General features: G+C 69.0%; 20 protein-coding genes. 5 read left to right on the top strand and 15 right to left on the bottom strand.

Annotated features, from left to right (window positions below):
- Positions 1-285 precede the first annotated feature (285 nt).
- A complete protein-coding gene (locus tag HED23_RS16165; protein WP_203187512.1) occupies positions 286-639 on the top strand; it encodes a DoxX family protein in 354 nt (117 codons plus the stop codon).
- 94 nt (positions 640-733) lie between these two features.
- On the opposite strand, the gene HED23_RS36100 is transcribed toward HED23_RS16165, so the two are convergent.
- The 9 genes from HED23_RS36100 to HED23_RS16120 form a co-directional block, all read right to left on the bottom strand.
- Positions 734-955, bottom strand: a complete 222-nt coding sequence (locus tag HED23_RS36100; protein ID WP_203184099.1) for a hypothetical protein — start codon at positions 953-955, stop codon at positions 734-736.
- 96 nt (positions 956-1,051) lie between these two features.
- Positions 1,052-3,844 carry a hypothetical protein gene (locus HED23_RS16155; RefSeq protein WP_203184098.1) on the bottom strand — a complete coding sequence of 931 codons (2,793 nt, stop codon included), beginning with the start codon at positions 3,842-3,844 and terminating at the stop codon, positions 1,052-1,054.
- Positions 3,845-4,472: 628 nt separating this feature from the next.
- Positions 4,473-5,237: an ABC transporter ATP-binding protein gene (locus HED23_RS16150; RefSeq protein ID WP_203184097.1), complete on the bottom strand. Its 765-nt coding sequence runs from the start codon at positions 5,235-5,237 to the stop codon at positions 4,473-4,475.
- Entirely contained in the window at positions 5,234-6,034 is an 801-nt protein-coding gene (locus tag HED23_RS16145) for an ATP-binding cassette domain-containing protein (protein WP_203184096.1), read from the bottom strand. Before HED23_RS16145 ends, HED23_RS16150 begins: the two co-directional genes overlap by 4 nt.
- Positions 6,031-6,909, bottom strand: coding sequence for an ABC transporter permease (locus HED23_RS16140; RefSeq protein WP_203184095.1), 879 nt, complete (start codon positions 6,907-6,909; stop codon positions 6,031-6,033). The genes HED23_RS16145 and HED23_RS16140 overlap by 4 nt, the downstream gene beginning before the upstream one ends.
- Positions 6,906-7,871, bottom strand: a complete 966-nt coding sequence (locus HED23_RS16135) for an ABC transporter permease (RefSeq protein WP_203184094.1) — start codon at positions 7,869-7,871, stop codon at positions 6,906-6,908. Before HED23_RS16135 ends, HED23_RS16140 begins: the two co-directional genes overlap by 4 nt.
- Positions 7,871-9,388: an ABC transporter substrate-binding protein gene (locus HED23_RS16130; protein ID WP_203184093.1), complete on the bottom strand. Its 1,518-nt coding sequence runs from the start codon at positions 9,386-9,388 to the stop codon at positions 7,871-7,873. The genes HED23_RS16135 and HED23_RS16130 overlap by 1 nt, the downstream gene beginning before the upstream one ends.
- A 39-nt stretch (positions 9,389-9,427) precedes the next feature.
- On the bottom strand, positions 9,428-10,168 hold the full coding sequence (locus HED23_RS16125; protein ID WP_203184092.1) for a DUF1684 domain-containing protein: 741 nt from the start codon (positions 10,166-10,168) through the stop codon (positions 9,428-9,430).
- Positions 10,169-11,293: 1,125 nt separating this feature from the next.
- A complete protein-coding gene (locus HED23_RS16120) occupies positions 11,294-11,701 on the bottom strand; it encodes a winged helix-turn-helix transcriptional regulator (protein ID WP_203184091.1) in 408 nt (135 codons plus the stop codon).
- A gap of 105 nt (positions 11,702-11,806) precedes the next feature.
- Here HED23_RS16120 and HED23_RS16115 point away from each other — a divergent pair, with 105 nt between their 5' ends.
- On the top strand, positions 11,807-12,715 hold the full coding sequence (locus HED23_RS16115; protein WP_203184090.1) for an alpha/beta fold hydrolase: 909 nt from the start codon (positions 11,807-11,809) through the stop codon (positions 12,713-12,715).
- Positions 12,716-13,054: 339 nt separating this feature from the next.
- Here the strand turns inward: HED23_RS16115 and HED23_RS16110 are convergent, their stop codons facing one another.
- The 3 genes from HED23_RS16110 to HED23_RS16100 form a co-directional block, all read right to left on the bottom strand.
- Complete coding sequence (locus tag HED23_RS16110; RefSeq protein ID WP_203184089.1) at positions 13,055-13,921, bottom strand: YwqG family protein; 867 nt, start codon at positions 13,919-13,921, stop codon at positions 13,055-13,057.
- Between the two features lie 330 nt (positions 13,922-14,251).
- Positions 14,252-14,890, bottom strand: coding sequence for a LysE family translocator (locus HED23_RS16105; RefSeq protein WP_203184088.1), 639 nt, complete (start codon positions 14,888-14,890; stop codon positions 14,252-14,254).
- Positions 14,891-15,019: 129 nt separating this feature from the next.
- Positions 15,020-15,547, bottom strand: a complete 528-nt coding sequence (locus HED23_RS16100; protein WP_238441985.1) for an alkyl sulfatase C-terminal domain-containing protein — start codon at positions 15,545-15,547, stop codon at positions 15,020-15,022.
- A 56-nt stretch (positions 15,548-15,603) separates the two neighbouring features.
- Between HED23_RS16100 and HED23_RS16095 the strand changes: the two genes are divergently transcribed.
- Positions 15,604-16,842, top strand: a complete 1,239-nt coding sequence (locus HED23_RS16095) for a multicopper oxidase family protein (protein WP_238442278.1) — start codon at positions 15,604-15,606, stop codon at positions 16,840-16,842.
- An 824-nt stretch (positions 16,843-17,666) separates the two neighbouring features.
- On the opposite strand, the gene HED23_RS16090 is transcribed toward HED23_RS16095, so the two are convergent.
- Entirely contained in the window at positions 17,667-18,578 is a 912-nt protein-coding gene (locus HED23_RS16090; protein WP_203187511.1) for a MerR family transcriptional regulator, read from the bottom strand.
- 180 nt (positions 18,579-18,758) lie between these two features.
- The gene (locus HED23_RS16085) at positions 18,759-19,358 is read right to left on the bottom strand and encodes a transposase (protein WP_203184086.1); all 600 of its coding nucleotides are present in this window, start codon (positions 19,356-19,358) and stop codon (positions 18,759-18,761) included.
- A 187-nt stretch (positions 19,359-19,545) separates the two neighbouring features.
- On the opposite strand from HED23_RS16085, the gene HED23_RS16080 reads away from it, so the two are divergent.
- Positions 19,546-19,920, top strand: a complete 375-nt coding sequence (locus HED23_RS16080) for a hypothetical protein (protein ID WP_203184085.1) — start codon at positions 19,546-19,548, stop codon at positions 19,918-19,920.
- Complete coding sequence (locus HED23_RS16075) at positions 19,917-24,179, top strand: trypsin-like peptidase domain-containing protein (protein WP_203184084.1); 4,263 nt, start codon at positions 19,917-19,919, stop codon at positions 24,177-24,179. Before HED23_RS16080 ends, HED23_RS16075 begins: the two co-directional genes overlap by 4 nt.
- Positions 24,180-24,371: 192 nt before the next feature.
- Here HED23_RS16075 and HED23_RS16070 read toward each other — a convergent pair whose 3' ends face one another.
- Complete coding sequence (locus HED23_RS16070) at positions 24,372-25,646, bottom strand: APC family permease (protein ID WP_203184083.1); 1,275 nt, start codon at positions 25,644-25,646, stop codon at positions 24,372-24,374.
- Between the last annotated feature and the right edge of the window lie 416 nt (positions 25,647-26,062).

The following is a 26,062-nucleotide window of genomic DNA, read 5'->3' as shown; positions in this document are numbered from 1 at the left end:
ATCGCTGGTGCGGTTCCGCACCTACAGCGGCACAGCTGCCGAGGTCCGGTCGCAACGTGCGAGGGTGTTCGCCGCCCTCCACGCGGTATCGCCCCAGGGCGTGGTCTGCACGCCGTACTCCCATGAGTCTGGGCAGGACTTCATCCTGGCCCTCGAGAGGGAGGAAGCAGCAGAGAATCCTTTGGTGGGACTGCCGCAAGCCGCGCGGCTGCAAGACCTGACCAGCCGCGCCGGGGGTGCGCCGGTCCTACCAGAACCGTCCCCCACCGTGGGGTCGTGCAACTCGTGAGCTGCGTACTGATCATCGCCACTGTCGGGTGCGTCGTCGCGAACGCGTTCATCGCGATCGCGGACTTCGCGCGGGCACCGTTCGTGCTGGCGAACTCCGCAGAGGTCCAGCTCCCGCCAGCTGCCGTGCCGTACCTGGCGACCCTCAAACTCGCGGGCGCTGCCGGCCTTCTCATGGGGCTCGTCGGGGTCCACTGGCTGGGCCTGGCGGCAGGAATCGGCTTGACTGCGTTCTTCATCGGCGCAGTCCTGGCTCACGTCCGCGCACGAGTTCTTCATAACATCGCCTTCCCGGGCGGCTACCTGCTACTTGCAGTCGCCGGCACCAGCTTCTTCGTGGGCAAACTATGACCCACGCCAACGCGCCCCTCTCCGTGCGAGCGCGACCAGCGCCGACATCGTGCAGCGAATCGAGGCAATACGACGGGAGTGCGGGTGGCGGGCGTCACGGATCACCCTCGAAGTCGAGGAAATGGGCATCATCGTCAGCCGCCGCACCGTCACCAGGCTGCTCGCACACCTCGGGCTGAACCGACGCAAGCATCGCCCCCGACGGCGATATGAACCGCGCGCCGAAAACGATCGTGGCAAACATCCCGGCCACATGGTCCACGTCGACGTGAAGAAGGCCGGACGCATCCCGAACGGCGGTGGGTGCCGCGCCCACGGCCGTGACTCCGAGAAGGCACGAGCGGCAGCCAGGTCCAGGACCGGACGGGCCGGCTCGCGGCGGCAGACGCCGGTTCGTCGCCGAGCCGGCGGGTCAGGGCTCGGGGTGCAGTGGGCAGGGGCGCAGGCGGGGTGCTGGGATGGTGGCTGTCAGGGCGAGGGCTGTGACGGGTGGCAAGCTCCACGCTCGGCGTACGTCGCTGACAAGCGGGCGTGCGCTGTAGGACGAGACGGTCAGCTCAAGTCGTGCTTCGGCCAGGCATTGGGGGTCTCCGGCCGGCCCGTTGACCTCGGCCTGGCTGCTGCGTTGGTCGAAGGCGGGGGCACTGAAGATCTGGAGAAGCGTCAATGCGTAGTACGCGTAGACGGACGCCTCGTGGCAGAGGTGGGTGATGTCCTCGGGCAGCGGTGCCGAGGGGGTGGCACCGGGCGCGGGCTGGGCGGAGAACCTCTCCAGGGTCCGGGTCACGGTGTCGGTGTGGCAGACGCATGCGACGCGTAGTTGGGCTGTGAGCTCGCGGTAGTTGTTGAGCATGCCGGCGTTCTCGGCTGTCCACTGCTGTTTGGCCAGGAGGGTGCGGTATCCGGCGAGGGTGTCGGACAGTTCCTCGAGGATGAGACGGCGGGAGATGTCCGTGAGTTCGAGTGAGCTGGTGCGTTCACGCATTTCCATGATGCGGCGCCCGTAGCGGATGAGATCGCGCGGGATGCCGCCGGAGAGGGCATGGGCGAGCAAGACGTAGGGCGGTGTCAGGCCAGGGGCACGCCGGTCCATGAGGGCACGTGATTCGTCGAGGTCGCATGGCTGGACGTGCACGATGTCGTCGAGGGAGCTGTCGGTGGCGTCGCGGTGGGGCAGGCCACGGCGGACGAAGGCGGCGCCCACGTCTTCGGCGACCGAGATCAGGTAGTACACGTGGGGGACGCCCAGGATGGCCTTGATCTCGCTGAGAAACGCGCGTGCCTGAACGTCGGAGCCGAGTCGGTCGAGTTCGTCGAGAGCGATCATGGTGCGGTGGCCCTCTTCGAGGACCTGTTCGGCGATGTGGGCCAGCAGCTCGCGGAACTCGCCGACCAGCTCGGGAAATTTCGAAGGGATCGTGGAGAGTGCGGACGTGTGGGTGCCGGCCAGGGCGGCGATCTGTGAGGCACCCGGAGTGACGGCGGCGGACGTGGTCTGGACCGTCTTGAGGTGGTAGAGCTGGTCGCGGCACCGCGTGACAAGTGCCGGCTCGCGGCCTTTGGCACGCCGGGCGATACTCAGGGGCAGCATCCCGACGGTGAAGCAGAGCAAGCGGGTCGGATTGTCCTGGTCGAGGAACATGGCGACGGCTTCGTCGTTACGGCGGAAGAGTTCGACGAAGCCGGCGAGACAGCACAGGGCCGCGGGGGAGAAGAGACGCCGCGCGGGGAAAGTCCGCTTGCCGAGCCGGACGTTCTTCTTCACGTAGCCCGTGAGAAGGAGAGCCAGGAACGCTATCAGCAGCAGCAGTTCGGCCAGCAGGAACGGGCTGCCCTGCTCGAGCAACGTTTCTGTGTGGCGCCGTAGTTCGGCATCCATCGGGATGGAGATGAAGGCCGCGGCGATCAGACACAAGGCCAGGGTCCGCAGGAACGTGCGAGGCAGCGCGCGCAGGTGGCGGCGCCATCGGGCCGAGCGCCGGACCTGCCAGATGAACGGGCCGGCGAGGGTGATCAGGAGGCCGGCGCCCAGATTGTTGCCCTGCCAGATGTCAAGAACATGGTGGGTGGTCCATCGGGTCACTGCGTTGACGCCGGAGTGGATCGTGTCGTCATACGTGAGCCAGAGGGACCGTGCGGTGGCGAATGAGCCGAGGACGATCAGGGCGGCGGCGGGCAGAGCGAAGAAGATCCGGCGCCTGAAGGTACGCAGGGCTCGGCGGACTTTGCGCATGCCTCTCACGAGGCCGGAGAGCCTGGTGAACGCGGGTGGTTCGAATCCTGCCCGCTTGATGTATTCCTCACACACATCGCTGAAGAGGGAGAGCAGGAAGTCGTGCGGGGTGTACGTGGCGGGGACGTGGGCGGAGACCTTGAAGTCGCCTTCGGCGACTGCGTGCGCGAGCAGTGTTGTCTTGCCGGATCCGCGCGGCCCGCACACCGCGATGGTGCCGCCTTCGAGGATCGACAGTTTTCGTTCCAGCTCCCGTGTGGCGCTGCTGGTTACCACGTATCCGCTGCCCTGCGCCGCCCGCAGCCCCTCGTAGTTGTCGGGCTGCAGGACGGAGTGCGGGTCGTCGCCGAGCAGCGCCTCGATGACAAGAAGGACGACGGGGTGGGTACCGTTCTGCCGGAGGTCGTTCTTCCAGCGCTTCAGTTCGATTCTGGCGCTCAGCTCTCGTGGTTTGAGAGCGAGAAGATTCTCCAGCAGTTCGAACTGGTTCTCGAGGTTTTCCTCGGAGCGCTCAGAGCTCAAGGTCCAGGCGAGAAGCAGTCCGAGGATCACGCCGAGGACCCCGAGAGCGATGGCAGCCGGCCAGAACGACGGCGACGAGTAGCGAGGGCCGACGATGGCGACGGCGCCCATGAGGACGGCTAAGCCCCAGACGAGAACCGACCGTACGTCGAATTCCACATCCGCCCTGGCCTGGGCCAGGGCGGATCTGGCCGCTTCCAGTTTGTCTGCGGCGGCGCGGTACTTGGCGCGAGTGTCCAGGCAGGGGAGGAGAGCGCGGGTGATGTTCGCGTCGGTTGTCATTGCCGCACGCACGCCGTCAGCGGTGACACCCGGGCGGGATTCCAGTCTTCGTGCGATGCGGGGATCGATCAGGCATGCCTCGACGGTCCGGTGATAGACGGCCTCCTCGGCCGGGTCCGTCCAGACGAAGGTCGGCTCGGTTGCCGGTGCGTGCGTGGTGTCTGTCATCTCTGCCCCCTCCGTGGTGCGCGGGCGGCATGAGTGTAGTGCGATCTGTCCGCCATTCAGGCAGGAATGAGGCTGAAGGTGAGGGTTCGCCCTCTACGGATCGGTGTCGGACCCCAGCCGGTGTACGACTGCTTCGAGATGGCACCAGCCGGCACGTCGTGATGGCCTCGGGCCTGGACGCCGCCGGCGTGGTACGCCGGAGGAGCCAAGGGGTGGGCCTCCGGGAACCGGAACCCGCTCCCCTGCTCGGGGTATGAGATGGAGGGCGGCGGTCCGGCCGTCCAGGAACGTGCCCGCCGGGCCGGCTCCCGCCCACACGAGGTGAACCACTGGGGTCGCCGGCCTGGTGGGCGGTTCTCCCCGGCTTGCCAGGAGCGCAACCGGCGCGGCCGATGGGAGGACCGGCCGACGCCCGGCCTCACCCCTGCGGCCGACAAATCGTCGAAGCTCACCGAGGGCGCGGGCCGAGCATGGGAGGAAGGCGGAGGGGCAACCGGGCGCGGGTCTTCCGGAGTGGCCCACGTCCTCGACGCGGTCTCCGGCACCCCGGTCATCGATCTGGAGCCGACGACGCAGGAGCACCGGGCAGCCTCGCTCGTGGCGGCCCGGGGCGCAGGTGGCCCGGAGGTCAGACGGGCAGCCGCGGAACGCTCTCGATAAGCCGACGGGTATAGGAGTGTGCCGGTTCACCGAGCACCTGGGAGGTGGTTCCCTGCTCGACGACCCGCCCGCGCTCCAGCACGGCGGTGCGCTCGCACAAGGAGGCCACGACCGACAGGTCATGGGAGACCATCACCATCGTCAGCCCCCGCTCCTCCTTCAGTTCGGCCAGCAGGTCGACGACCTTCACCCGGGTGGTGACGTCCAGCGCACTGACCGGTTCGTCGGCCAGCAGGACGCGTGGGTCGCAGACCGTGGCCCGGGCGATGGCGATGCGCTGGCGCTGGCCGCCGGAGAACTCGTGCGGGTAGCGGTCGACGGCGTCCGCCTGGAGGCCGACGCGCTCCAGCGCCGCGGCCACTTCGGGCGCCGCCGTGGCCCGGGTGGCGAGCCCGAGGGAGCGCAACGGTTCCGCGACGATCGCGCCGACCTTCCGGCTGGGATCGAGGGAGGAGTACGGGTCCTGGAAGACGCACTGCACGCTGCGCCGGAAGCGGCGCATCTGCTCGCGGTCGCGCGGGTTCAGGTCCGCCCCGTCGAAACGGACCGTGCCGGCCGTGGGGCGGGCCAGGCCCAGCAGCAGGCGCAGCAGCGTGGTCTTGCCCGCGCCGGACTCGCCGACCAGCGCGAGGCTCTCGCCCGCCTCGACGGCGAGGGACACGTCCCGCACCACGTCGGCGGCGGCCCCCCGGTAGCGCACCGCGGCGTCCTTCAGCTCCAGCACGGGTGTCATCGCGGGCTCCTCAGGTCCAAGGCGGACTCCAGCTTCCGGGCACTGGCGACCAGAGCCCTGGTGTACTCCTCGCGTGGTGTGCGCACGATGTCGTGGACCGCGCCCTGCTCGACGGCCCGGCCGTCCTTCATGACCAGCACCCGGTCGGTGACCCTGGCCACGACGGCGAGGTCGTGGCTGACGAACAGCACGGCCATCTCCCGTTCCCGCACCAGGCTGTCGATCAGCTCCAGCATCTCCGCCTGCACGGACACGTCCAGGGCGGTGGTGGGCTCGTCGGCGATGAGCAGCTTCGGATCGCAGGCCAGCGCCATCGCGAGGGCGACGCGCTGGCGCTGGCCGCCGGAGATCTCGTGCGCGAAGGCGCGGGCGATGCGGTCGGGATCAGGCAGTCGTACCTGTTCGAGGGCTCCGTGCACGGCCCCGCGGAGCTGCTTGCCCTTGAGGCCCGTACGGCGGGCCAGCGGCTCGGCGATCTGGCGGCCCAGCCGCATCAGCGGGTCCAGTGCGGTCAGCGGCTCCTGGAAGACCACGGCCGCGTCCCGTCCGCGTACGGCGGTGAGTTGTTTCTCGGCGGCGCCCACTGTCTGCGTCCCGGCGAGCTCCACGCTGCCGGCCGAAGTCATGCCGTCGGGCAGCAGTCCGAGCACGGCGAGCGTGGTCAGCGACTTACCGGAGCCGGATTCGCCGATGAGGCCGAGCCGTTCACCGCCGGACACCGCGAAGGACAGGTCGTCGACCAGGGTCCGCCCGTCGGGGGCGTGGACGGTCAGTCCGCGTACGTCGAGGAGAGTCACGTGCGCCTCCGCCGGGTGGCCGGGTCGAGGGTGTCACGCAAGCCGTCGGCGACGAGGTTCACACCGATGACGAGCAGTACGAGCAGGATGCCGGGTGCGAGGGCGCCGGCCGGCGCCGTGGTGAAGGTGGCCTGGGCCTCCTGGAGCATGCGGCCCCAGGACGCGTTGGGCGGCGGCGCTCCGAGTCCCAGGTAGGAGAGCCCGGCCTCGGCGAGCACGGCGAGGCCGAACTGCAGGGCGAGGTTGACCACCAGTGTGGGCCAGATGTTGGGCAGGACGTGGGAGAGGACCGTACGCGGCCAGGAGGTGCCCGAGGTACGGGCGGCGGTGATGTAGTCCTGGGCCAGGACCCGTTTGACCAAAATGCGTACCAGCCGCGCCACGACCGCGCTCTGCGCCAGGCCGATCGCCAGGACGGCCGAACCGAGCGTCGCCGACCGTGCGGCGACGATGAGCATCGCCAGCAGCAGCGTCGGGAAGGCGATGAGGATGTCGAGGAACGCCGAGAGCGTGTCGTCGATCCAGCCCTGTGCGAACGCCGCGAGCACACCCAGGGTGACCCCGATGACGGCGGCGATGGTCACCGAGCCCAGCCCTGCCTCGACGGCGATGCGGGAACCGGTCATCACCTGGGTGAACAGGTCGCGCCCGAGCTTGTCGGTTCCGAGCGGGTGACCGCCGCCGGGCCCGGCGAGCCGCCCGCCGGAGGTGTCCTCGGCGTCGTAGGGCAGCCAGAAGAACGAGACCACCGCCAGCAGGGCGATCACACCGGCCAGTACGCACCCGACGGCGAGGGTGGCGGAGCGCCGCGAGCGCCGCTTCGCGGAGGGCTTCATGGGCGGCTTCGTGGGGGTGAGCAGGTCCGTGCCGCTCATCGGGCACCTCCCGAGAGTCGGCCGCGCAGCCGCGGATCGATGATCCGCTGGACCAGGTCGGCCACGAAGCCGATCAGGAGCACCGCGAGGGTGGATACGAACAGCACGCCCTGGATCACCGGGTAGTCGTGCTGTGCGATGCCGGTGGCGAGCAGCGAGCCGAGGCCCGGCAGCGCGTACACGGACTCCACGACGACGGCGCCGAGCAGCGTCGAGGCGAGTTCGATGCCGAGGACGGAGATCACCGGCACGGCGCCGTTGCGCAGGCCGTGCCGCCACATGGCGCGGCCGAAGGACGAGCCGAGGGCGCGTGCGGTCCGCAGGTAGTCGCTGCCGATCACGTCGAGGGTGGCGGAGCGGACGTAGCGGATCAGGGACGCGCTCATCACGAGGGCGATGGTCACGACCGGCAGGACGAGGGCGCGGAACGCCTCGGCCGGGTCGGACCAGCCGTCCTGCGGGAAACCGCCTGAGGGCAGCCAGCCCGCGTTCAGCGCGAACACCGCGATGAGGATCATGCCGAGCCAGAACACGGGTATCGCGATGCCCAGTTGGGACACCCCGCTGAGCAGCGCGCCGTACCAGGTGCGCCGCTTGTACGCGGCGACGAACCCGGCGGGTACGGCGACCAGCACGGCGAGGACGAACGCGGCCAGGGTGAGCGGCACGGTGACGTCCAGCCGGGCGGTGACCTCGGGTCCCACGGGAAGCGAGCTGACGAACGAGGTGCCGAGGTCGCCGCTCGCCAGCTGCCCGAGCCAGTGGGTGAACTGTTCGGGCAGCGGGCGGTCGGAACCGATGGAGTGACGTGCCGCTGCTATCTGCTCGGGGCTGGCGCCCACCGCGGTGAGCGCGTTGGCCGGGTCCCCGGGCAGCATGCGCAGCAGCACGAACAGCACCACGCTCGCCAGGGCCAGCGATACGGCGAGGAAGGCGAGCCGGCGCAGCAGATAGCGAGCCATCAGCCCGTCTTCTTGATGTCGTAGGCGAAGAACTGGGAGTTCAGGCCGTTGAGCGGGTAGCCGGAGATCTTGTTGTTCGCGACCACGATCTGCGGGTAGAGGTACAGCCAGTCGCTGGCGGCGTCCTCGGCGGTCTGCCGGTTGACCTTCTTGAGCAGCTCGGTCTGCTCGGCGGTGCTGGAGGCTTCCTCGGCCTGCTCCACCCACTTGGTGACCTGCGGGTTGTCGTATTGCCAGTAGAAGTCGGGGTTGCCGTACCAGACCAGGTCGCGGTCGTTGACGTGTTCCTGGAGCGTGGCCGTGAAGTCGTGGTTCTTGTAGACCTTCGTGTACCACTCGTCCGGAGTGATCGTGTTGATCTTGACGGTGATGCCGACCTTGGCGAGCTGGGACTTGATGAAGGTCGCCGCCGTCGGGTGCGGGTCGTAGTTGGGGGTGTCGAGGGTGAAGCTGAAGCCCTTGGCGTAACCGGCCTCGGCGAGCAGCTTCTCGGCCTTCTTCACGTCGTGGGCGTCGACGTCGGTGAGGTCCTCGTACCAGGGGTCGGTGGGCGGCACCATCGAGCCGATCTGTTTGCCGTAGCCGCCCCAGACGGACTCCAGGAGCTTCTTGTCGTCGATGGCGGCGGAGACGGCCTGACGTACCTTGACGTCGGTGAAGGGCTTGGCCTTGTCATTGAACGCCAGCAGCAGCTTGGTGGTGGAGTCGCCGTCGTTCACCTTGTAGTTGCCGTTGCTCTTGAACTGCTCCAGGGCGTCGGGCGACTGCTCGCTCGTGACCACGTCGATGGCGTTCGTGAGCAGCGCGTTGTTCAGCGCCGTGGCGTCCTTGTAGTAGTGGAAGACGACCTGCTTGTTGGCGGCGGCGTCGCCCCAGTATCCGGCGAAGCGGTTCAGGCTCAGCGCGGAACCACGGGTCCACTTGTTCAGGGTGTACGGGCCGGTGCCGTCCTCGGTCGTCTTCAGTTCCTTCGCCTGGGAGTTGATGATCCAGACGTAGGAGAGGTTGTAGACGAAGGAGATCGACTTCTTGGACAGCGTGATCTTCACGGTCCGCTTGTCGGGGGTGGCGATGTCCTTGACGACTTCGAGGTTGCTCTTACGGGCGGACTGGGAGTCGTCCGCGAGGACCTTCTCCAGGCTGTACTTGACATCCTCGCTGGTGAGTTCCTTGCCGCTGTGGAACTTCACACCGTCCTGGAGGGTGAAGGTGTAGGTGAGGCCGTCGGCACTGGTCTCGTAGTCCTGGGCGAGGAGCTTCTCGACCTTGCCGTCGTCGGTCAGTCTGAACAGGCCCTCGTAGACGTTGCCGTTGAGGGCCTCGGTGACACCCTGGCCGCCGCCCGCGGTGTTGTCGAGGTTCTGCGGCTCGTAGAGGGAGCCGATGTTGACGACCGCGTCCTTGTCCCAGGTGCCGCCCGAGGCGCTGGACCCGCCGGAGCCGCCGCAGGCGGTCAGGGTCAGGGCGAGAGCGGCTGCGGAGGCGGTGCCGTACAGGACGTTCTTCTTGGTGCTCATGGGGTGATGGCTCATTTCGTGCGGGGAGCTGCGGGGTGATCAGTGCTGGGCGTCGAAGCCGTCGCGGAAGACAGGGAGCTTCTCGCCGGCCTCGACGGGCAGGTGGAAGCGGTTCTGCCGCGGCGGCATCGGACAGTTGTACTGATCGGAGAATCCGCAGGGCGGCACGAAGGCCTGGTTGAAGTCGAGGACGACCCGGCTCCCGTCGTCCGTACGCCGCACGAAGAGGAAGCGGCCGGCCCCGTAGGTGATGTCGCCGTTGGTCGGGTCGCCGAAGACGAGCAGCAGGGTGCCGTCGTCGTCGAAGGCGCTGAGCGTGTACGCGCGGCCGTCGACGGTGAGCGTGATGTCTCCGGGGACGACCAGGTCACGGCTGCCGCCGTTGTCCCGGATGTGCTCGAAGGCGATGCGCCGGGCATCGGCGACGGGCGTGTACGAGGCTTCCAGGACCCAGGTGGGGTCGTAGGGGAAGGCGTCGACCCGGTCGAAGTGGCGGATGGCCGGCGCGTCGGCGTCCCAGAACCGCAGACCGTGCTCGTCCTCGCCGGTGACCCGGTCGGTGCGCTGGAGTGTGGTGACGGTCACGGTGTCCGGCAGACCCGCGCGCGCGTCCGCCACGTCCGGGACCTCGCCCGCAGGAGCCCAGCGGGTTTCCACCAGGGCGAGATTGCCGGTCGGGGACGTGAGCGCGCGATGGCGCTCGGCACGCCAGGCGTCCCATACCTCCGCGGGGTCGGTGGATGCGCGGTCGGGGGCGGGCTGGGACACGGCAGTACTCATTCGTCTAGGCGGGCAGCCCTCACAGTCCCTGTGCAACAGGGTGTGAATAAGTGGCCAAAGCGTCACCTTTATTGACCATAAGCTCATCTAATGTCAAACGCCCTCTCCACATTGTGAGACAGATCTCTGGGATACGGGCGGCGGGCGCCCGTCGAGGAGTGGGCAAGATCACCGGGAATGCGCTTCTCCATCCCCACCTGCGGCGATGGATTCGACGCCACCGCCTCAACCGCCTGTGGCCGTCGTCGGCCAAGGATCCCGATGACCACCCGCACGGGGAGGTTCGTGCCGGGCGGCCGGAGGGCGGCACGCCGGTGGTCGAGGCAGGCTTCCACCGCCGTGACCCGGCTGCGGTAGACCGGACGACCGCTCGCAGGGCCTTCCGGCCGGGCGGGGGCCTGATCGGAGATTCCAGGAGGCGGGCGGCGTACCCGTGTCGGCGGCCGCCTGGGTCGCGACGAAAGGCGAGTTCGGCGACGACTTCGACGTCCGGGGCGCCGATCGGCGTCTCCACCACGTCGGGCGGCAGCCCTGGGAAGCCGCCGGGTTCACAGGCGGGCGCCATCCCGGTCCGCGGCGAACGGCCGCGCCCCCTCCGGTGGCCCCGCCTCTGCGTCGGAAAGGGCCGGCGCCGCTATCCGGGGTGCGATGTCATCGATCTCCTTCGAGGACAGCCGCCCCTCGCCTGCCGGCGGGGCGGCCGTCCCGGGGCGGGCGAACCAGGGCGGTCAACTGCGGCGCGTCGAGGCCGGAGCGCTCCGCCGGCTCCCAGGCGGCCCCGGCGTCCGCCACTTCGAGCAGTCGGCCGACGAGCTCGGCAGGCAGGGACGGGTTGGCGGTGAGGCGTTCACGCCCTCACCCTGCCGCAGTCCCGATCACTGCGGCAGGCGCGTTCGGCGGGGACGGGGGAGCGGTCCCCGCCGGGCCCGCGGATTCCGGTCACCTCTCCCCGAGAAGCACAGACATCTGCCGTGAGTGAGGGCGTGGGCTCCGGCCACGCGGCCGGGTCCCACCGTCGAGCAGTCGGCTGTGGCGCAGCCGCAGCGCACGCACTTCGGCGCCGGTCTGGGCGAGTAGAGCGGTTGAAGACCCGACCCGGCAACTACGCCTTCTGACGTGCGGTTGTCAGTCGGCAGTGGTGTGTTCTCGGCTTCGCTGGTTGGCTCGGTCGACCTCGGCCATGTGCTCCTCGGCCCACGCGCGTACCGCAGCCAGCGGCCCTTCCAGCGACAGGCCGAGTGGAGTGAGCCGGTAGTGCACACGGGGCGGCACGGAAGGTTCCACCCGGCGGATGACCAGGCCATCGCGGGCCATCCCCTGGAGGGTGACCGACAGCATCTTCTGCGAGACGCCAGTCATCCTGCGCTGCAGTTCCGCGAAGCGCACCTCCTCGGGAGACGCCTCCGCCAGCACTTTGACGGCCATCGACATCCACTTCGTGCCGATCCGGTCGAGCAGACGCCGGGTCGGGCACTGCGGATCCAGCAGATCTCCACGGTTCCCGCGAGGGGACCGCCGAGTCGAGGAGGTCACCTCGGGCTCACCACCTGTGGCAGAAGTGCGTTCTTGTCCCTGTCACGGTAGTCACCTAGCGTTCTGTTGTCACCTTTGGTAACCACCACTTGTCCGGAGAGCCCCGTGTCTGTCGCACCTAACCGCACGTCCACCCCTCACCGAGCCGGCGTCGAACTCCGACGAGTGCGGGCCAACGGCGTCGACCTCAACGTGGCCCTGACCGGCGAGGGCCCGGCCGTCCTGCTCCTCCACGGCTTTCCGCACACTTGGCAGCTGTGGACCGATGTCCTGGACCGACTCGCCGGGCAGTACCGCGTGATCGCACCGGACCTGCGAGGATTCGGTGCGAGCGCGCCGGCAGAAGGCGGCTACGACGCCGGCACGCTCGCAACCGACGCCGAATCCCTCCTCGACGCTCTCGGCGAGAACTCCGCAGCCGTGGTCGGCATCGACGCGGGCACCCCGCCGGCCTTTCTGCTTGCCGTGCGCCGCCCTGACCTCGTCCGACAACTCGTGGTGATGGAGTCACTCCTGGGCACCTTGCCGGGCGGTGAGGAATTCTTCGCCGGGGGAGCCCCGTGGTGGTTCGGCTTCCACGCGGAACCCGGCCTCGCGGAATCCGTGCTCCCCGGGCACGAGGAGCAGTACATCGACTGGTTCCTCAACGCCGGCACCCTCGGAGGGGGCGTGAACCCCGCTGTCCGTGATGCCTTCGTCCACGCGTACACCGGAACCGAGGCCTTGCGCTGCGCTTTCTCGTACTACCGTGCGATGCCCTCCAGTGCCATGCAGATCGAGGAAGCCGTCCGTACGAGCCGGCTGACCGTACCCACCATGGCCATCGGGGCCCACCCCGTGGGCAGGGCACTCGAGCAGCAGCTACGGCCGGTGGCCGACCATCTCGTCGGTCACACCATCGAGGACTGCGGTCACATCATCCCCCTGCACCGCCCCGACGCACTGCTCGGCCTTCTGGAACCATTCCTCGCCCTGGCGGGTCCGACTGCCGATCCTCGCCCGTGCCAGGTGTAGATGCTCGCAGCGCAGGGACCTGCGGCACGGGGTCGCCCGTGGCCTCTCGCCCTCAACGGGCACGGGCCAGGCGTACCCGCTCACTCCGGCAGAACGGCTCGAGCGACTTCGGTCGTACCCGCTGTGGACAGGCAGCGAAGGACCTGCCCCCCTCCGGTTCGGGGTCCAGGTGTGGTTGTCCGTACCCGAAGCTTGACGGCAAACCGGAAGTGATCGTGAACTTGCACCCGCAGTCGGACGGTGACCCATTGCGGCCGGCTCGTCGGCGGCAGCCCGCGAAGCGTCCTCACCCGGCAGGCTCGGCACGTACCGGACTCCAGGCGGTAGGTTCGGCGGTCATCAGCTGCACTGCCACGTGAACATCGCCCGCTCGAAGCGCCTCTCGGCCAGGTCCTCCGGACGGATCAGCCAGTACAGTGCTCCGGCATCGCCCCACATCATGCCCGCGGCGTCCTCGCTGTCGAACTGGGCCAGGAGCACCCAGTTGCCCGCCTCCGCGGACAGCCTGGGGTCGTCCCAGGAGGCCTGGCCGCCCAGGACCGCCTCCGCGATCTCGATCTCGACCGGGTTCTGCACCGAGTGAGCATGGCCGCCGATCTGGTGCCCCACCTCGTCCCCGAACTCCCACAAGGCGTCGAGGAACTCCTGCGAACACACGGGATGGTCGTACCGGTTCCCGAGCGGGGCACCTGGAGCGAAGGCGTCCCGGAGGCTCGGATGCCAGGGTTCGGTCGCCGTCATCTCCACCTGGGCGGTCAGCGGCACCACAGGGTACGGCTTGAGCCCGGCGGGTGTTCCACGCTCCGCGGCCTTCTCGTCGGCGGCCACATGGAGCACCCGGGCGCCCGCCCAGCTCTCCGGGTCCTCGGCCAGAACGAGTGCGTCACCGTCGTCCAACTGCCCGTCGAAGTAGAAGAACAGCAACGTTCCCGCCGCGGGCAGATCGATGTCCAGCGCAGCCCACGGCAAACGCGCGCACTCGATCGACGCGACGAAGCAGAGTGGGCCGTGCCCATCCCACACCGGCCACGCCGAGGCGGGAGGCAGCGCCGGGAGTCCGCCGAGCTGCCCGACCACGTCATCAGAATTGGCCGCCGCCTGGAGACGCATGCCGGGCCGAAGCAGATCAGCCCACGCCTCGGCAACCTCGGGCGGCAGATGCTGCAGGGCGAGGGAACGAAGGGCATCTCGGGAACCGTGTGTCATGCGCCCGATCATCCACGGCACCACCGACAACCATCGATGCGGCCCACGAATCGGCGTCAAGCCGGCCTTGCCCGAGGCGCACGGGCCCGACAGAGGCGGGGCCTCACATCAGCAGCCCACCGCGCTCACCACGTTTCACCCCGGACCACCCCGTGGCCACACCGGGGACGGCACTGCTGCCACCAGCAGTGTGTCCGGAGCGACAGTGCCCTGATCCCTGACGAGGCCGGAGGGCTCCTCTGCTGGTGGTTCCTGCTGCCAGCAGTCGCGCAGGGCGCGACTCTCGATCCAGGTCCGCTGTGCGGGTCGCCGGACCTCGACGTCTGATCGTCAGCTGCTGAGCGCCAGCCTGATTCCGAAGATGCCGATGACGGTGCCGGTGACGCGGTCGAGGAGCCGCCGGGCCTGGGGCTTGCGGAGCCACCCCTGGAGGACGCGCGCGAAGCCGATGAGGACGGCAGACCAGAGCAGACCGATCAAGATGTGCACGGTGGTGAGCATGAGGCCCATGGTGAAGTGGCCGTTGCCCGGGGGGATGAATTGAGGGAGGACGGCGACGTAGAAGGCGCCCATCTTCGGGTTGAGCAGGTTGGTGAGCGTCCCCTGCCGCCAGCCGCCGCTGACCGAGTCGGCGCCGGCGGCCAGAAGCGAATCGTCCGCATCCGCCTTGGGCAGCCCCCGGAAGGTGTCCCGGAGCATGCGGGCCCCCATCCAGATCAGGTAAGCGGCGCCGATCCAGCGCAATGCGGTGTAGGCGAGGTGGGAGGCCGTGAGAAGCGCGGTCACTCCGAGAGAGGTGAACACACCCCACACAAGGGTGCCCGTCTGGATTCCGAGGACGACACCCCAGGCGCTTCTGCGCCGGCCGAGGGCTGACGTGCGCAGGACCAGCGCCGTGTCGAGTCCGGGAGTCAGAGTGAGAAGCCCTACAACTAGGGCGAAGGACCATAGGGCGGAGCTTGTTGCCATGGAATGCCAGCTTACCGCGCCGAATCACCTGCCTTTCCGGCGGCTCTGAGGGTCGGTGATCTCTGCCCGGTAGTGATTCGGCAGACTTTCCACATCGGGAACCGGTTGTGGCGTGCGAGGTGCGGGTGGTCACGGTGTGACGATGGCGAAGTCGGGGTCGGGTGCGTCGAGCAGGCCGGTCAGCGTTGCGAAGACCTGCGGATCTCCCTGGACGTGCACGTCGTCAAGTCCTCCGCCGGTCAGGACGCCGAGGAGTTCCGACTTGGTCAGGGTGAGGGTCAGGTCGGCGGCCTGGCCCCGCCCGTTCGTCCCGGAAGAGGTGTCGGTGCTTCGGTAGGTGAGGGCGCCGTTGGACAGCAGCAGGTGCCAGGTGTGCTGCTCGTCGGTGACGTTCCAGGTCATGGTGAGCTTCTCGTCCCACGCCCGGGGGCCGTCGACGCGGATGGCGAGGGAGTCGATGAGCATGTCGACGGTGAGTGCCATCGCCATTTCGGGGTTGGTCGTCTCCAGTGCGGTGTGTGCGACCGTGCCGCGTAGTTCCTGGGCGCCCATCAGGTAGAAGTTGCGCCAGGTGGCGTTCTCCGCGCCATGCCCGAGCTTCTCGTACACCGAGGCCAGGGCCTGCTTGGCGGCCGTGTCGTCGGGGGCGGCGAACACCGCGTGCCCCAGCAGCGTCGACCTGGGGCTTCAACGGGGATTACCTAGGGCCGACGCTGCGTGCCAAGCGCGGCGAGAAGGTCCAGGTGAAGATCAAGAACGCGCTGGGGGAGGAATCCACCGTGCACTGGCACGGGATGCACCTGCCCGCGAAGATGGACGGTGGTCCGCACCAGATGATCGACCCCGGCGCGGCCTGGACCCCGCGCTGGACCGTGGATCAGCCTGCCGCGACCCTCTGGTACCACCCGCATCCGCACGGCGGGACGGAGAAGCATGTGCAGCGGGGGCTGGCCGGGATGTTCCTCCTTCACGACGAGAAGTCCGACCGTCTCGCGCTGCCCGAGAAGTACGGAGTCGACGATCTGCCGGTCATCGTCCAGGACGTGAAGTTCGACGGGGCGAAGTTCGACCATGGACACAAAATGCTGTCGGACACCGGGTTCCTCGGGAACCGGACGATGGTCAACGGCACCCTGGGCCCGTACAAGGAGGTCGGCGACGAGCTCGTACGACTGCGGTTGCTCAATGCCTCGACCGCGCGCATATACGACTTCGGACTCTCCGACGACCGGGAGTTCGCGCTCATCGGAACGGACGGCGGGCTGCTGGAGAGGACGACCCGGATGGACCGGATCCGGATGTCGCCGGGTGAGCGGGCCGAGATCGTGGTGCGGATGAAGCCGGGCGAGAGGACCACTCTGCGCAGCTTTCCGAACGACTCCTACGGGGACTTCTGGTCGAAGCGATTCGCGGGCGGCGACGACCCATTCGACGTACTGGAGCTGCGGGCGAGGAAGAAACTGCGGACCTCTCCCGAACTGCCCGCCGAGCTGGGCGAGCTGGAGGTTCCGGACGGGTCGGAATCGGTACGCGGAAGGTTCTTCGGGCTGCGCACCTCCGGCATCAACGGCAAGAAGATGCAGATGAGCCGGATCGACGAGACGATCACCCGCGGCACCGTGGAGACCTGGACGGTGCGCAACGAACACAGCACACCGCACAACTTCCACATCCACGATGTGCAGTTCCGGGTGCTGGAGGTGGACGGCCGGGTGCCGCCGGTTGAGCTGCGTGGAGCGAAGGACACGGTCTTCGTCCCGGGGAACACGTCGGTGAAGCTGGCGATGCGCTTCGACGGGCCGGCGGACCCGGATACCCCGTACATGTACCACTGCCATCTGCTGTACCACGAGGACCTGGGGATGATGGGGCAGTTCGGTGGTCGTCGAGATGGGCGAGAAGGCGAACAAGGTTCGTACACCGCACGCACACGGGGGCCACTGGTGACCTGAGTCGGAGATTCACCGGCAGTTGGTAACTACTTCGTCGAGGAGCTCATCGGCGGTCTTGGTCCACATGAAGGGCCTTGGGTGGTCGTTCCAGTCCGCTGCCCAGGTCCCGATGTCGCGTTCGAGGGCTTGGACGGAACGGTGGACGCCGCGCTGAGCTTCTTCTGTGTGTGAGCTCGGCGAGCCACCGTTCCGTCAAGTCCGGCCAGGACGAGCTGGTGGGTGTGAAGTGCACGTGGAATCGAGGGTGGGCCAACAGCCACTTCTCGATCGCGTGCGACCTTCGTGCAGCTGGCCGCCGCCATCCGCGTAGGCGACCCCACAGCATGCCCTCCGTGGACAAACGGGATCGCGGCCTGCCGGCCCCGGGGCAGGTCCGCTGCCACGCCACCTTGCCTGAGAAGTCGACCCTCATGATCACCGTCACCAGGGGATTCGCGCCGTAGCCGGTCACGGTCAGCGGCCCGGAGGGGCCACCGCGACCACGGCTCGGACCTGTCCCGGCAGGGTGAAACGCGCGGCACGCCCTGTCAGACGCGAACGGGCCGCCCCTACTCGTAGGCCTCTCCGCGGCCAACACCCACGACAGCCTCGCGCTGAAGCCCGTGACCACAGGTCACCGAACGACACACGACCCCCGGCCGCGGAAGCTACTACAAGCACCAGAGCCTCCACGCGGACAAGGCATACGAAAACCCTCAGGGTCAACCTGGCGCCGAAGACGACAGCGTCAAGCCCGCAGCAGCCACTACAGAGAACGCGGACATATCCGACCAGTGGCCAACCATCCGTCACAACAGAACACCGTTGCAGCACTGGGCCGTGTTCTAGGTAGCGGGTGAGTCTTGGGCGGACAGTTCCTCCGCCAGTTCCATGCAGCGCAGGCGGGCTGGGGAGAAGTCGTAGGGCATCTTGCCGGTGGCTTCGAACACGCTCATGGAGTCAGCCTCCCGCCTGCCGGAGCCGAGGTCGGCCTCGCCCTCGCCGTCATCGGCGGTAGGGGGGTGCAAAGTGTCCCAGGCGTCGAAGAGGGCATCGTCGTCCTTGCCCAGGCCGGACTCCTCGATGACGGCTTGCAGGGCGCGTTCGAAGGCGTCCCGCTCGACGGCCACTTGAGCCACCCGCGGATCATCGACGGAAACACTGTCATCGAGTGCCTCCTCGGCTTCATCGATGCGGTCGGAATCCTCCCGCAGAGTTGGATGCGTGGCCAGGGCGACGAAGCGGGTGGCCTGGACGGCCGCGCCGAGCGGGCCGAAGATCCGCTCAGTGACCAGCAGACTGTCCAGGTCTGCCTGACGCAGGGAGCCCTCGGGCAGGGTCTTGAGGCGTTCGGCGACGAAGCCGGAGAGCAGGCCCGTCCGGCTGCCTTCGGTGCGCATCCGCTGCACGGCGGTCCGCTGCCGCCGCAATTCCGCCTCCTGCTCGGCGAGGGTTTCCTCCAACCGCTCCAGGATGCCCGCGATACCTTCTCCGTCGTCCGCACCGGCGGAAGCAGTGCCGGTGGTAAAGGCGTCACGGATGTCGTCCAGGGCGATCCCGGCTTCGGCCATCTTGCGGATCCACAGCAGGCGGATCATGTCCACGTACCCGTAGCGGCGGCGGTCATCGCCGCCCCGCTCAGGCTCGGGGAGCAGGCCGATCTCGTGGTAATGGCGAATCGCCCGTGGCGTGCTGCCGACGAAGGCCGCCGCATCTCCGATCTTGACCTGACGGGGTGGCATGAAAGACGAATGCATGAGCAGGGGCCCTTTCCTCAAGGCATCGGGGCGTAGGACCACCGGACCACATGCCGCTACGGAAGGTGCAACCTCATGCACACCACTCCGCGCCAATGTCAGAAAATGCGCCCTTCCTCCGAAATGACCGCAGGGCCGTCCATTCCTGCTGTGGCATCCGCATGACGGCAGGCTGAGGGTTCACAGCCACTGATGAATCGCCGCGACCTGAACCGTCGCCTCGAACCGAGCCGCAATATTGTCGAACAGGGGCGCCACGGGCCCGGTGTTGCTCGAGACGGCTATCCCGCACTCGACCGCGTGCCGGGCCTTGTAGTCCTCGCGGTCGAGGAAGGGCGGACGGCCACCGCCACGTGGTCCGCAGCGCCTGCGGTTGCGGACCTGATCGGCCGGCTCAGGAATCGTGCACCCGATGCCACGTCTGCGCAGGTGGGCGCCATTCGCGCGTGAAGAGTACACTCCATCGCCGCGCAACATCCGCTGCCCGGCCCGGACGGGGGCGTGCCGTAAGGAGAGGACTACCCGTCCTTCGCGAACGAGTAGGTCGCCGATGCTCTTCATCGTCAATGGCCGCTGCCGTTCGTCCAGGTGCATCCGCACGGCTGTCAGAAGGACCAAATCGCACCGTTGGCCGCGACTGAGAGGCCCTCTCGCCTCGGGCAACGGGTCGTCGATCCATTCGATGCCCCGTTCGTCATGGATCTGCTGACCCAGAGCACGTGGTTCCGCGGTGGGTTCAGCGGCGACGACCGCGTGCCGCTTGCCGGCGAGCGCGGCCACTGCCCTCTCCGATGTCCAGGGTGGCGCTGGGCGGAGAGGGCAACAGGTGCAATACGTCGCGGCACCCTCCACGGAACTACCACACCTCGCGACATCAACTCATGCTTCAAATGTGTGAGTTGAGGGCAAGGCAGTCGTGCTGGGCAGCAGGACCGTCAAGGTCCGCTGCGCGTCCGAAGGGGGAAGCATGACCTATCTCGTGGATTTGTCGGTCAGAGAGGCGGGCCGACAGACGGAGACGGCGAAGGTCCCGGCCGAGGCGGACCGGGACGGTTCGGTCCCGGTCGCCCGGCCGGGCGAAGTGGTCGCGCGGGCCATGCGCTCGCCCGGGCAGACGGCGGCCGCGGTCGGGCCGGTCGCCCAGTACTTAGTCGACGGCTTCCGAGGCGTGTCAGGCAAGCCTGGCGGGGTCGCCATCGGGTTCGGCCCGGCACAGTCGGCCGAGGCCGGCACGGTGCTCGCCGGCACCTGTGCGCAGGCCGCCGATCCCAAGGTCTCGCCCGTCCGGCACGGCCTCGTTACCGCTCCCGCCGGCGCCCGGACCGTGGAGGGCGCCCCGTGACGACGGCCGAACCCGGCGGGACGGCGCCCGAGCCCTCCACCGGCACCCATGCCCTGGAAGCCGCCGTGCTCCAGATCCGGGACGACCGAGGGATGCCGGTGGGGCTGGGATTCCTGGTGACCGACGAGCTGGCCCTGACCTGCGCGCACGTCGTCAACGCGGCGCTCGGTACGGACCCGGACGTCGAACCGGGCGCCCAGGCACGGATCGACGTCACGCTCCCCCTGCTGCGGACGCCCGGCGGAGACCCGCCGCACGGCACGGCGATCGTCCAACTGTGGCTGCCACCCCGGCCGTCGGGTGACGGCGACGTGGCAGTGCTGCGCCTGAGTGCCGCGGTGCAGGGAGGCCGGCCGATCCGTCTGGTGAACGAACCGGACCTGTGGAGGCACCCTGCCCGGGTGTTCGGCTTCCCCGACGGGCGCCCCGGAGGCGTGTGGCATTCCGCACTGCTCCGGGCGCGGCAGGGGAACGGCTGGGTGCAGGCCGACCTGGCGGAGCGCGGCTACCGGGTGTCCCGGGGTTTCAGCGGCAGCCCGGTCTGGGACGAGGAACTCAAGGGCGTCGTCGGCATGATGGCGCTGGCCGAAGCGGGCGAGCCCCCGGCCAGCTACCTGATCCCGACGGCCGGCCTGCTGGACGCCTGGCCCGTACTGAGGCCCATGGTGCTGCCCCCGTCGCCGTTTCGACGGCTCCTGGCGTTCGGGGAGGAGGACGCAGCCGTCTTCCACGGTCGTACGGCCGAGTCCGAGGCGGTCGCCGGCATGGTCGGCGCCGCACGCTGGACCGCCGTCGTGGGACCGTCCGGGTCGGGCAAGTCATCGCTGGCCCGGGCCGGTGTCGTACCGAGGCTTCGGCTGGAGGCGACCTCGGTGATCGTGCTGCGGCCGTCGGCGGGGAGCTCCTCGACGGCGGGCCTGGTCCTGGAACTGCTGTCCCTGCTGGAGCCCGGCCTGTCCGAGACCGACCGGCTCGACCGTGCCCCCACGCTCACCCGGGTACTGGTCAGAGAGGGCGGCCTGGCCGACATCGTCCCGCGGCTGCTGAAGCGGCAAGGGAGCCGTCGGCTGCTGATCCTGATCGACCAGTTCGAGGAACTCCTCGCACGTGGCACGGCGGACGTCGACGAACTGGCCGGCGTGCTCTTCGACGAGGCACTGCCGGACACGGTCTGCGTACTGACCACCCTGCGGGCCGACTTCCTCGGCGCGGTGCTCGCCCACCCCGGCCTGGGACACGCCTTCGAGGGACAGCGGGCCTACGCCCTCGGCCCGATACAGACCGAGCAGCTCCGCGAGATCGTCACGCTGCCGGTGGCCGCCGTGCCCGGCGTGCGCTACGAGCCCCACCTGGTCGACCGCATCCTCGACGACACCGGCGCGGAGCCGGGAGCGCTGCCCCTCCTCGGGTTCGCACTCGACCAGCTCTGGCGGGAACAGCAGCACACGTACGGATGGCTCACACACGAGGCGTACGAGCGGATCGGCGGCGTCGCCGGTGCGCTGCACGACCACCTCGTCAAGGTCTGGGCCACCCACGTCCCCCCGCCGGACGAGGCGGCGGCGCGGCGGTTGTTCACCAAGCTGATCCGAGTACCTCTGGAGTCTGCGGGCGTCACCCGGCGCGTCGTCCCGCGCACCGAACTGAACGACGGCGAATGGCACGTCGCGCAGCGGCTCGTCCCGTCCCGTCTCCTGGTCACCGGCCGGGACGCCGAAGGGACCGAGACCGTCGAGCTGGCTCACGAGGCCCTCATCTCCAGCTGGGACAAGCTGGCGGAATGGGCCGCGCAAGACCGTTCGTTCCTGGTCTGGCGGGAGTCCCTGCGGCACGACAGGCGTCGCTGGGACGACGGCGGACGACCGTCCGAACTGCTCCCTGCCGCCGCCGCCCTGGCAAGCGCGGAGCCGTGGCTTGACGAGCGCGGCGCCGAGATCACCGGAGTCGAGCGCGAGTTCCTCGACCTGGGCCGCACACATCACCGCACACGCACCCACCGGCGCCGGGCGCTCAGGTCGGGCTTCGGCATCCTCGTCGTGCTCGCGGTGCTGTTCGGCGGGCTGTTCACGTATACGAGCCGGCAGAGCGAGGAACGCCAGGCGCTGGCAGCGTCCCGGTCCCTGACCCAGTACTCCCAGGACCAGGCCGAGTTCGACCCGGTGCTGTCGGTCAAGCTGGCGCTGGCGGCGTACGAGACCGCGCCGACACAGGAGGCACGCAGCCAGCTGCTCCGGCAGTATCTGAGCTACTCGGGTTCCACCCGGATGTTCTCCGGGCTGCTGGGGACGGTCGAGCAGTTCCAGACCAGCCGGGCCGGCGACGTCGTCTTCGCCAGGTCGAAGCTCGGGCGCGCGATGGTGTTCACGAACTCCTTCACCGGCGGCGTGCGCAGTGAACAGTTCGCCCGCAAGCAGGTGAACAGGGTCATGGTGTCGGCCGATGGCAGCCGAGCCGCGTTCATCTGCGACGACGGGTCGGCCGGCTGGTTCGAGGTGCGTCCGGACGCCGACCGGCTCATCGGCGAGGTGCACGAACTCCCGGGGGCCGATGACCTGGTCCTCTACCCGTACGAAAGCAGGAACGGCTTCTCGATGTCCCCGGACGGACGGATCGTCGCCGCCCAGGCGGAGGGCTCTCTGGTCTGGTGGGACCTGGACAGGGGCACCGTCGGTGGCCGGGTTCCCGCACCGGCGGGTGCGGACGGCCGACTGTGGGCCGGCTCCGACGGCAGGAGCCTGCTGGTGCAGACCTCCGAGGACGACGACGACTACAGGACCAGGTACGGTCTGACCTCGGTCGACATGGCCACCGGGAAGAGCCGGACCGTCGTGAGTGACGCGCACGAGCTTCTGGTCTCGGGCGACCGTTCGGCCGTCGTCGTCTGCCAGGACCAGAAGGTGACGGCGTTCACCCTGCGGCGGATTTCGGACGGCGCCCAGCTCGGGCGTGGTTACAAGGGCGGATACTTCAGCGGCTGCCGGTTCCAGGCAGTCGACACGGCCGGCCGGTACGTCGCCGTAACCGCCGGCGACGATGCCGTGGCACTGGTGGATGTCTCCCAGGGCAAGGAGATCAGCGAGGCAGGCCAGCTCGGCGGCGTCACTTCGACTGCCCTGGACCTGGTGTCGCGCGGCGGCAAACTGTATGTCGCGGGACACACCGCCTCATTGATCAACTACGTCGAACTGCCCACCGAATCCAACGTTCTCGATGTGAGTGAACAGAAGCTGAGCGCGGACGGTCGCAGAATCATCAGCCTGGTGGACGACGGAGCGGGCATCAAGGTCCACTCCGTGACCGCTGCGGGGGTGGAACCGCCGCTCGCCGAGGTGACCCGCCCGCGACCGCACTGGTATCCCGAGAACGGGTACCAGCTCGTGCTCAACTCGGACCGGACGCTCCTGGCCGACCGCGTCTCGGAGAACACCATCGTCGTCCGGCGGGTGTCCACACTGCGGCAGGCGGCCCGGATCACGTTCCCCCCGCCCCCGGCCCCCGACGACTTCCAGTGCTTCTTCGACCGCGACGGACGCCTAGTCACCGTCTCTGGTACGCGCATCCAGCAGTGGGACGCCGGTACGGGCAGACAACTCGCCCACTACGACCTCAAGCCCCTGCTCTCCCTCGGCCACAGGACGGACAAGGCACTGAACGTGCATGTCGCCAAGTATCCGGGAGACGACCAGGTGGCCGTGCTCCTGTGGGGCGACCCCAGAGTCCATGTCGTCGACCTCGGCACGGGGCGCACCGAGACGACCGTCAAGGTGCCCACCGACGCGGTCGCCACCCAGTTCGACCCGAGCGGACGCTACTTCGCCGTGATGCGCAGCGGCGGCATCGTGGAACTGTGGCGGCGTGATCCGCTGCGCAAGGAAATCGGCCCGCTGCGCAGTGTTGCCGAGGACACCATGAAGCCGTACGTGGCGGGATTCATCGATCGGAAGGGCAGCTTCGCCGTGGCTGCCAACAGCTCGGTACGGGTCTATGCGGTCGGCGACGGCAGCTACCGCGAGTCGTACGACTTCGGCCGCGCGCCCTCCAGCAGCAAGCTGGGGGACAGCTCGTACGTCTTCCGTGACATGACGCCGGACGGCAAGAACGTGATCTACCAGAACTCGAACAACACCGGGGGACCTCTGCGTCTCGATCCCGGGCAGTGGCGACGGAAGCTCTGCGAGGTGATCGGCAACCAGCCGCTGACGGCCGAGGAAAGGGCCGGCCTTCTGGTCGACGGATCGACACGACCGGTGTGCCCCTGAACCCTGCGGTCCCGGTAAGCGTCCCGACCTCACCGGCAACCAGGACCCGCTGCTGCGCACCTCCGAGCTGTCCTGCACGACGAGTTCGGTGGGGTGCTCGTCCTCCGCAGCGAGAACCAGGGGTGCCTATCCGGCCGGTCTCTTGCGTTGTCGGACGGCACCAGATTGTCGGTGGGGGCGACACACGAGGTGTCAGTGGTCGGCTCCGTCGTACCTGACTTGCCGTAGGCCGTAGATGGCGGCGCCCAGGATGAGAACGGCGGTGCCGGAGATGACGGTGTTCAGGGGCAGGGCGAAGGCGAGGGCCGCGCAGCCGGCCAGGCCGACGGCCGGGACGAGGCGACCTGGCCGGCCCTCTTCCTCGGCGAGGCTCCAGGCGCAGGCGTTGGCGATGGCGTAGTAGGCCAGGACGCCGAAGGAGGAGAAGCCGATCGCTCCGCGCACATCGGTGGTCGCGGCGAGCAGGGCGACGACGGTGCCGACGGCCAGCTCGGCGCGGTGGGGTACGCCGAAACGCGGGTGGATGGCGGACAGGGCGTGCGGCAGGTGCCGGTCGCGGGCCATGGCCAGGGTGGTGCGGGAGACCCCGAGGATCAGTGCGAGCAGTGAGCCGAGCGCGGCGACCGCGCCGCCCACGCGGACGACGGGCACCAGCCAGTCGGCTCCGGCGGCCCGGGCGGCGTCCGACAGCGGGGCGCCGGCGCCGGCCAGTCCGCCCGTGCCCAGCACGGTCAGGACTGCGACGGCGACAGCCGCGTAGACGGCGAGGGTGATGCCGAGCGCGATCGGGATGGCGCGTGGGATGGTGCGGGCGGGGTCGTGGACTTCCTCGCCCAGGGTGGCGATGCGGGCATAGCCGGCGAACGCGAAGAACAGCAGACCCGCCGCTTGCAGTACCCCGCCGGCGGTGGCGTCCGAGCCGATGTCCAGTCGGGCGGCGTCCGCGCCGGCAGAGGTCAGGGCGGTGACGACCACGGCGGCGAGCACGGCCAGGACGACCGCGACGACGACGCGGGTCAGGAGGGCGGACTTTTGCACCCCGGCGTAGTTCACGGCGGTCAGCGCCACCACGGCGGCCACGGCCACCGCGTGGGTCTGCCCGGGCCAGAGGTAGGCACCGACAGTGAGCGCCATGGCAGCGCAGGAGGCGGTCTTGCCGACCACGAATGCCCAGCCCGCCAGGTAGCCCCAGAAGTCGCCCAGGCGTTCGCGGCCGTAGACGTAGGTGCCGCCGGACTGCGGGTGGAGGGCGGCCAGCCGTGCCGAGGACGTCGCGTTGCAGTAGGCCACGACCGCGGCCAGGGCCAGGGCGAGCAGCAGCCCCGAACCGGCGGCGCCGGCCGCTGGGCCGAGCGCCGCGAAGATCCCGGCTCCGATCATGGAGCCGAGGCCGATCACCACGGCGTCGGACACACCCAGCCGACGCTTCATCCCACCCGTGCCAGGCAGGGCCTCCCCTGTGTTCATCACTCGCTCCTTCGCACACAGGCCTTCGAACTCGGCGCACCGTAGCCGACGAAGGTGTCGGGCTGGGGCTGTCTTGGAGCGTCGGCGCTGGTCGGTGCGTCGGGTCTGCGCGGTGGAGGCGGCTTCGTCGTGAGCGGCGAGGGCGCGGCAGAGGGTGGAGCGGCCCATGCCGGGGCGGACGGCGACGGCTGTGACGGACTCCTTCGCTTCTTCTCGACGGCGCAGCGCGATGGCGCGTCGCGACGGCGGGCATGTCGCCTTCGACGTGGCGGAGCCGGTCGCCTTCCTTAGGGAGTGGATGAGGCCGCGGTAGTAGCGTTCAGGCCCTCGCCCTGAACCGGCAGACTGGAATGATCAAGAGATGACCGGAACGAGTGGTGAGGACGGCCGTGCCCTCCGGAGCGAGGCCGAGAGGT

Origin of the sequence: Streptomyces pratensis (genome assembly GCF_016804005.1) — a bacterium.
Taxonomy (GTDB): domain Bacteria; phylum Actinomycetota; class Actinomycetes; order Streptomycetales; family Streptomycetaceae; genus Streptomyces; species Streptomyces pratensis_A.
This window is presented reverse-complemented; position numbering and strand designations above follow the sequence as displayed.

Excerpts from the sequence above, each read along its gene's own strand:
- HED23_RS16155 (WP_203184098.1), bottom strand. The coding sequence starts at position 3,844 with ATGACAGACACCACGCACGCACCGGCAACCGAGCCGACCTTCGTCTGG.
- HED23_RS16150 (WP_203184097.1), bottom strand. The coding sequence starts at position 5,237 with ATGACACCCGTGCTGGAGCTGAAGGACGCCGCGGTGCGCTACCGGGGG.
- HED23_RS16140 (WP_203184095.1), bottom strand. The coding sequence starts at position 6,909 with ATGAGCGGCACGGACCTGCTCACCCCCACGAAGCCGCCCATGAAGCCC.
- HED23_RS16135 (WP_203184094.1), bottom strand. The coding sequence starts at position 7,871 with ATGGCTCGCTATCTGCTGCGCCGGCTCGCCTTCCTCGCCGTATCGCTG.
- HED23_RS16130 (WP_203184093.1), bottom strand. The coding sequence starts at position 9,388 with ATGAGCACCAAGAAGAACGTCCTGTACGGCACCGCCTCCGCAGCCGCT.
- HED23_RS16125 (WP_203184092.1), bottom strand. The coding sequence starts at position 10,168 with ATGAGTACTGCCGTGTCCCAGCCCGCCCCCGACCGCGCATCCACCGAC.
- HED23_RS16110 (WP_203184089.1), bottom strand. The coding sequence starts at position 13,921 with ATGACACACGGTTCCCGAGATGCCCTTCGTTCCCTCGCCCTGCAGCAT.
- HED23_RS16105 (WP_203184088.1), bottom strand. The coding sequence starts at position 14,890 with ATGGCAACAAGCTCCGCCCTATGGTCCTTCGCCCTAGTTGTAGGGCTT.
- HED23_RS16090 (WP_203187511.1), bottom strand. The coding sequence starts at position 18,578 with ATGCATTCGTCTTTCATGCCACCCCGTCAGGTCAAGATCGGAGATGCG.
- HED23_RS16080 (WP_203184085.1), top strand. The coding sequence starts at position 19,546 with ATGACCTATCTCGTGGATTTGTCGGTCAGAGAGGCGGGCCGACAGACG.
- HED23_RS16070 (WP_203184083.1), bottom strand. The coding sequence starts at position 25,646 with ATGAACACAGGGGAGGCCCTGCCTGGCACGGGTGGGATGAAGCGTCGG.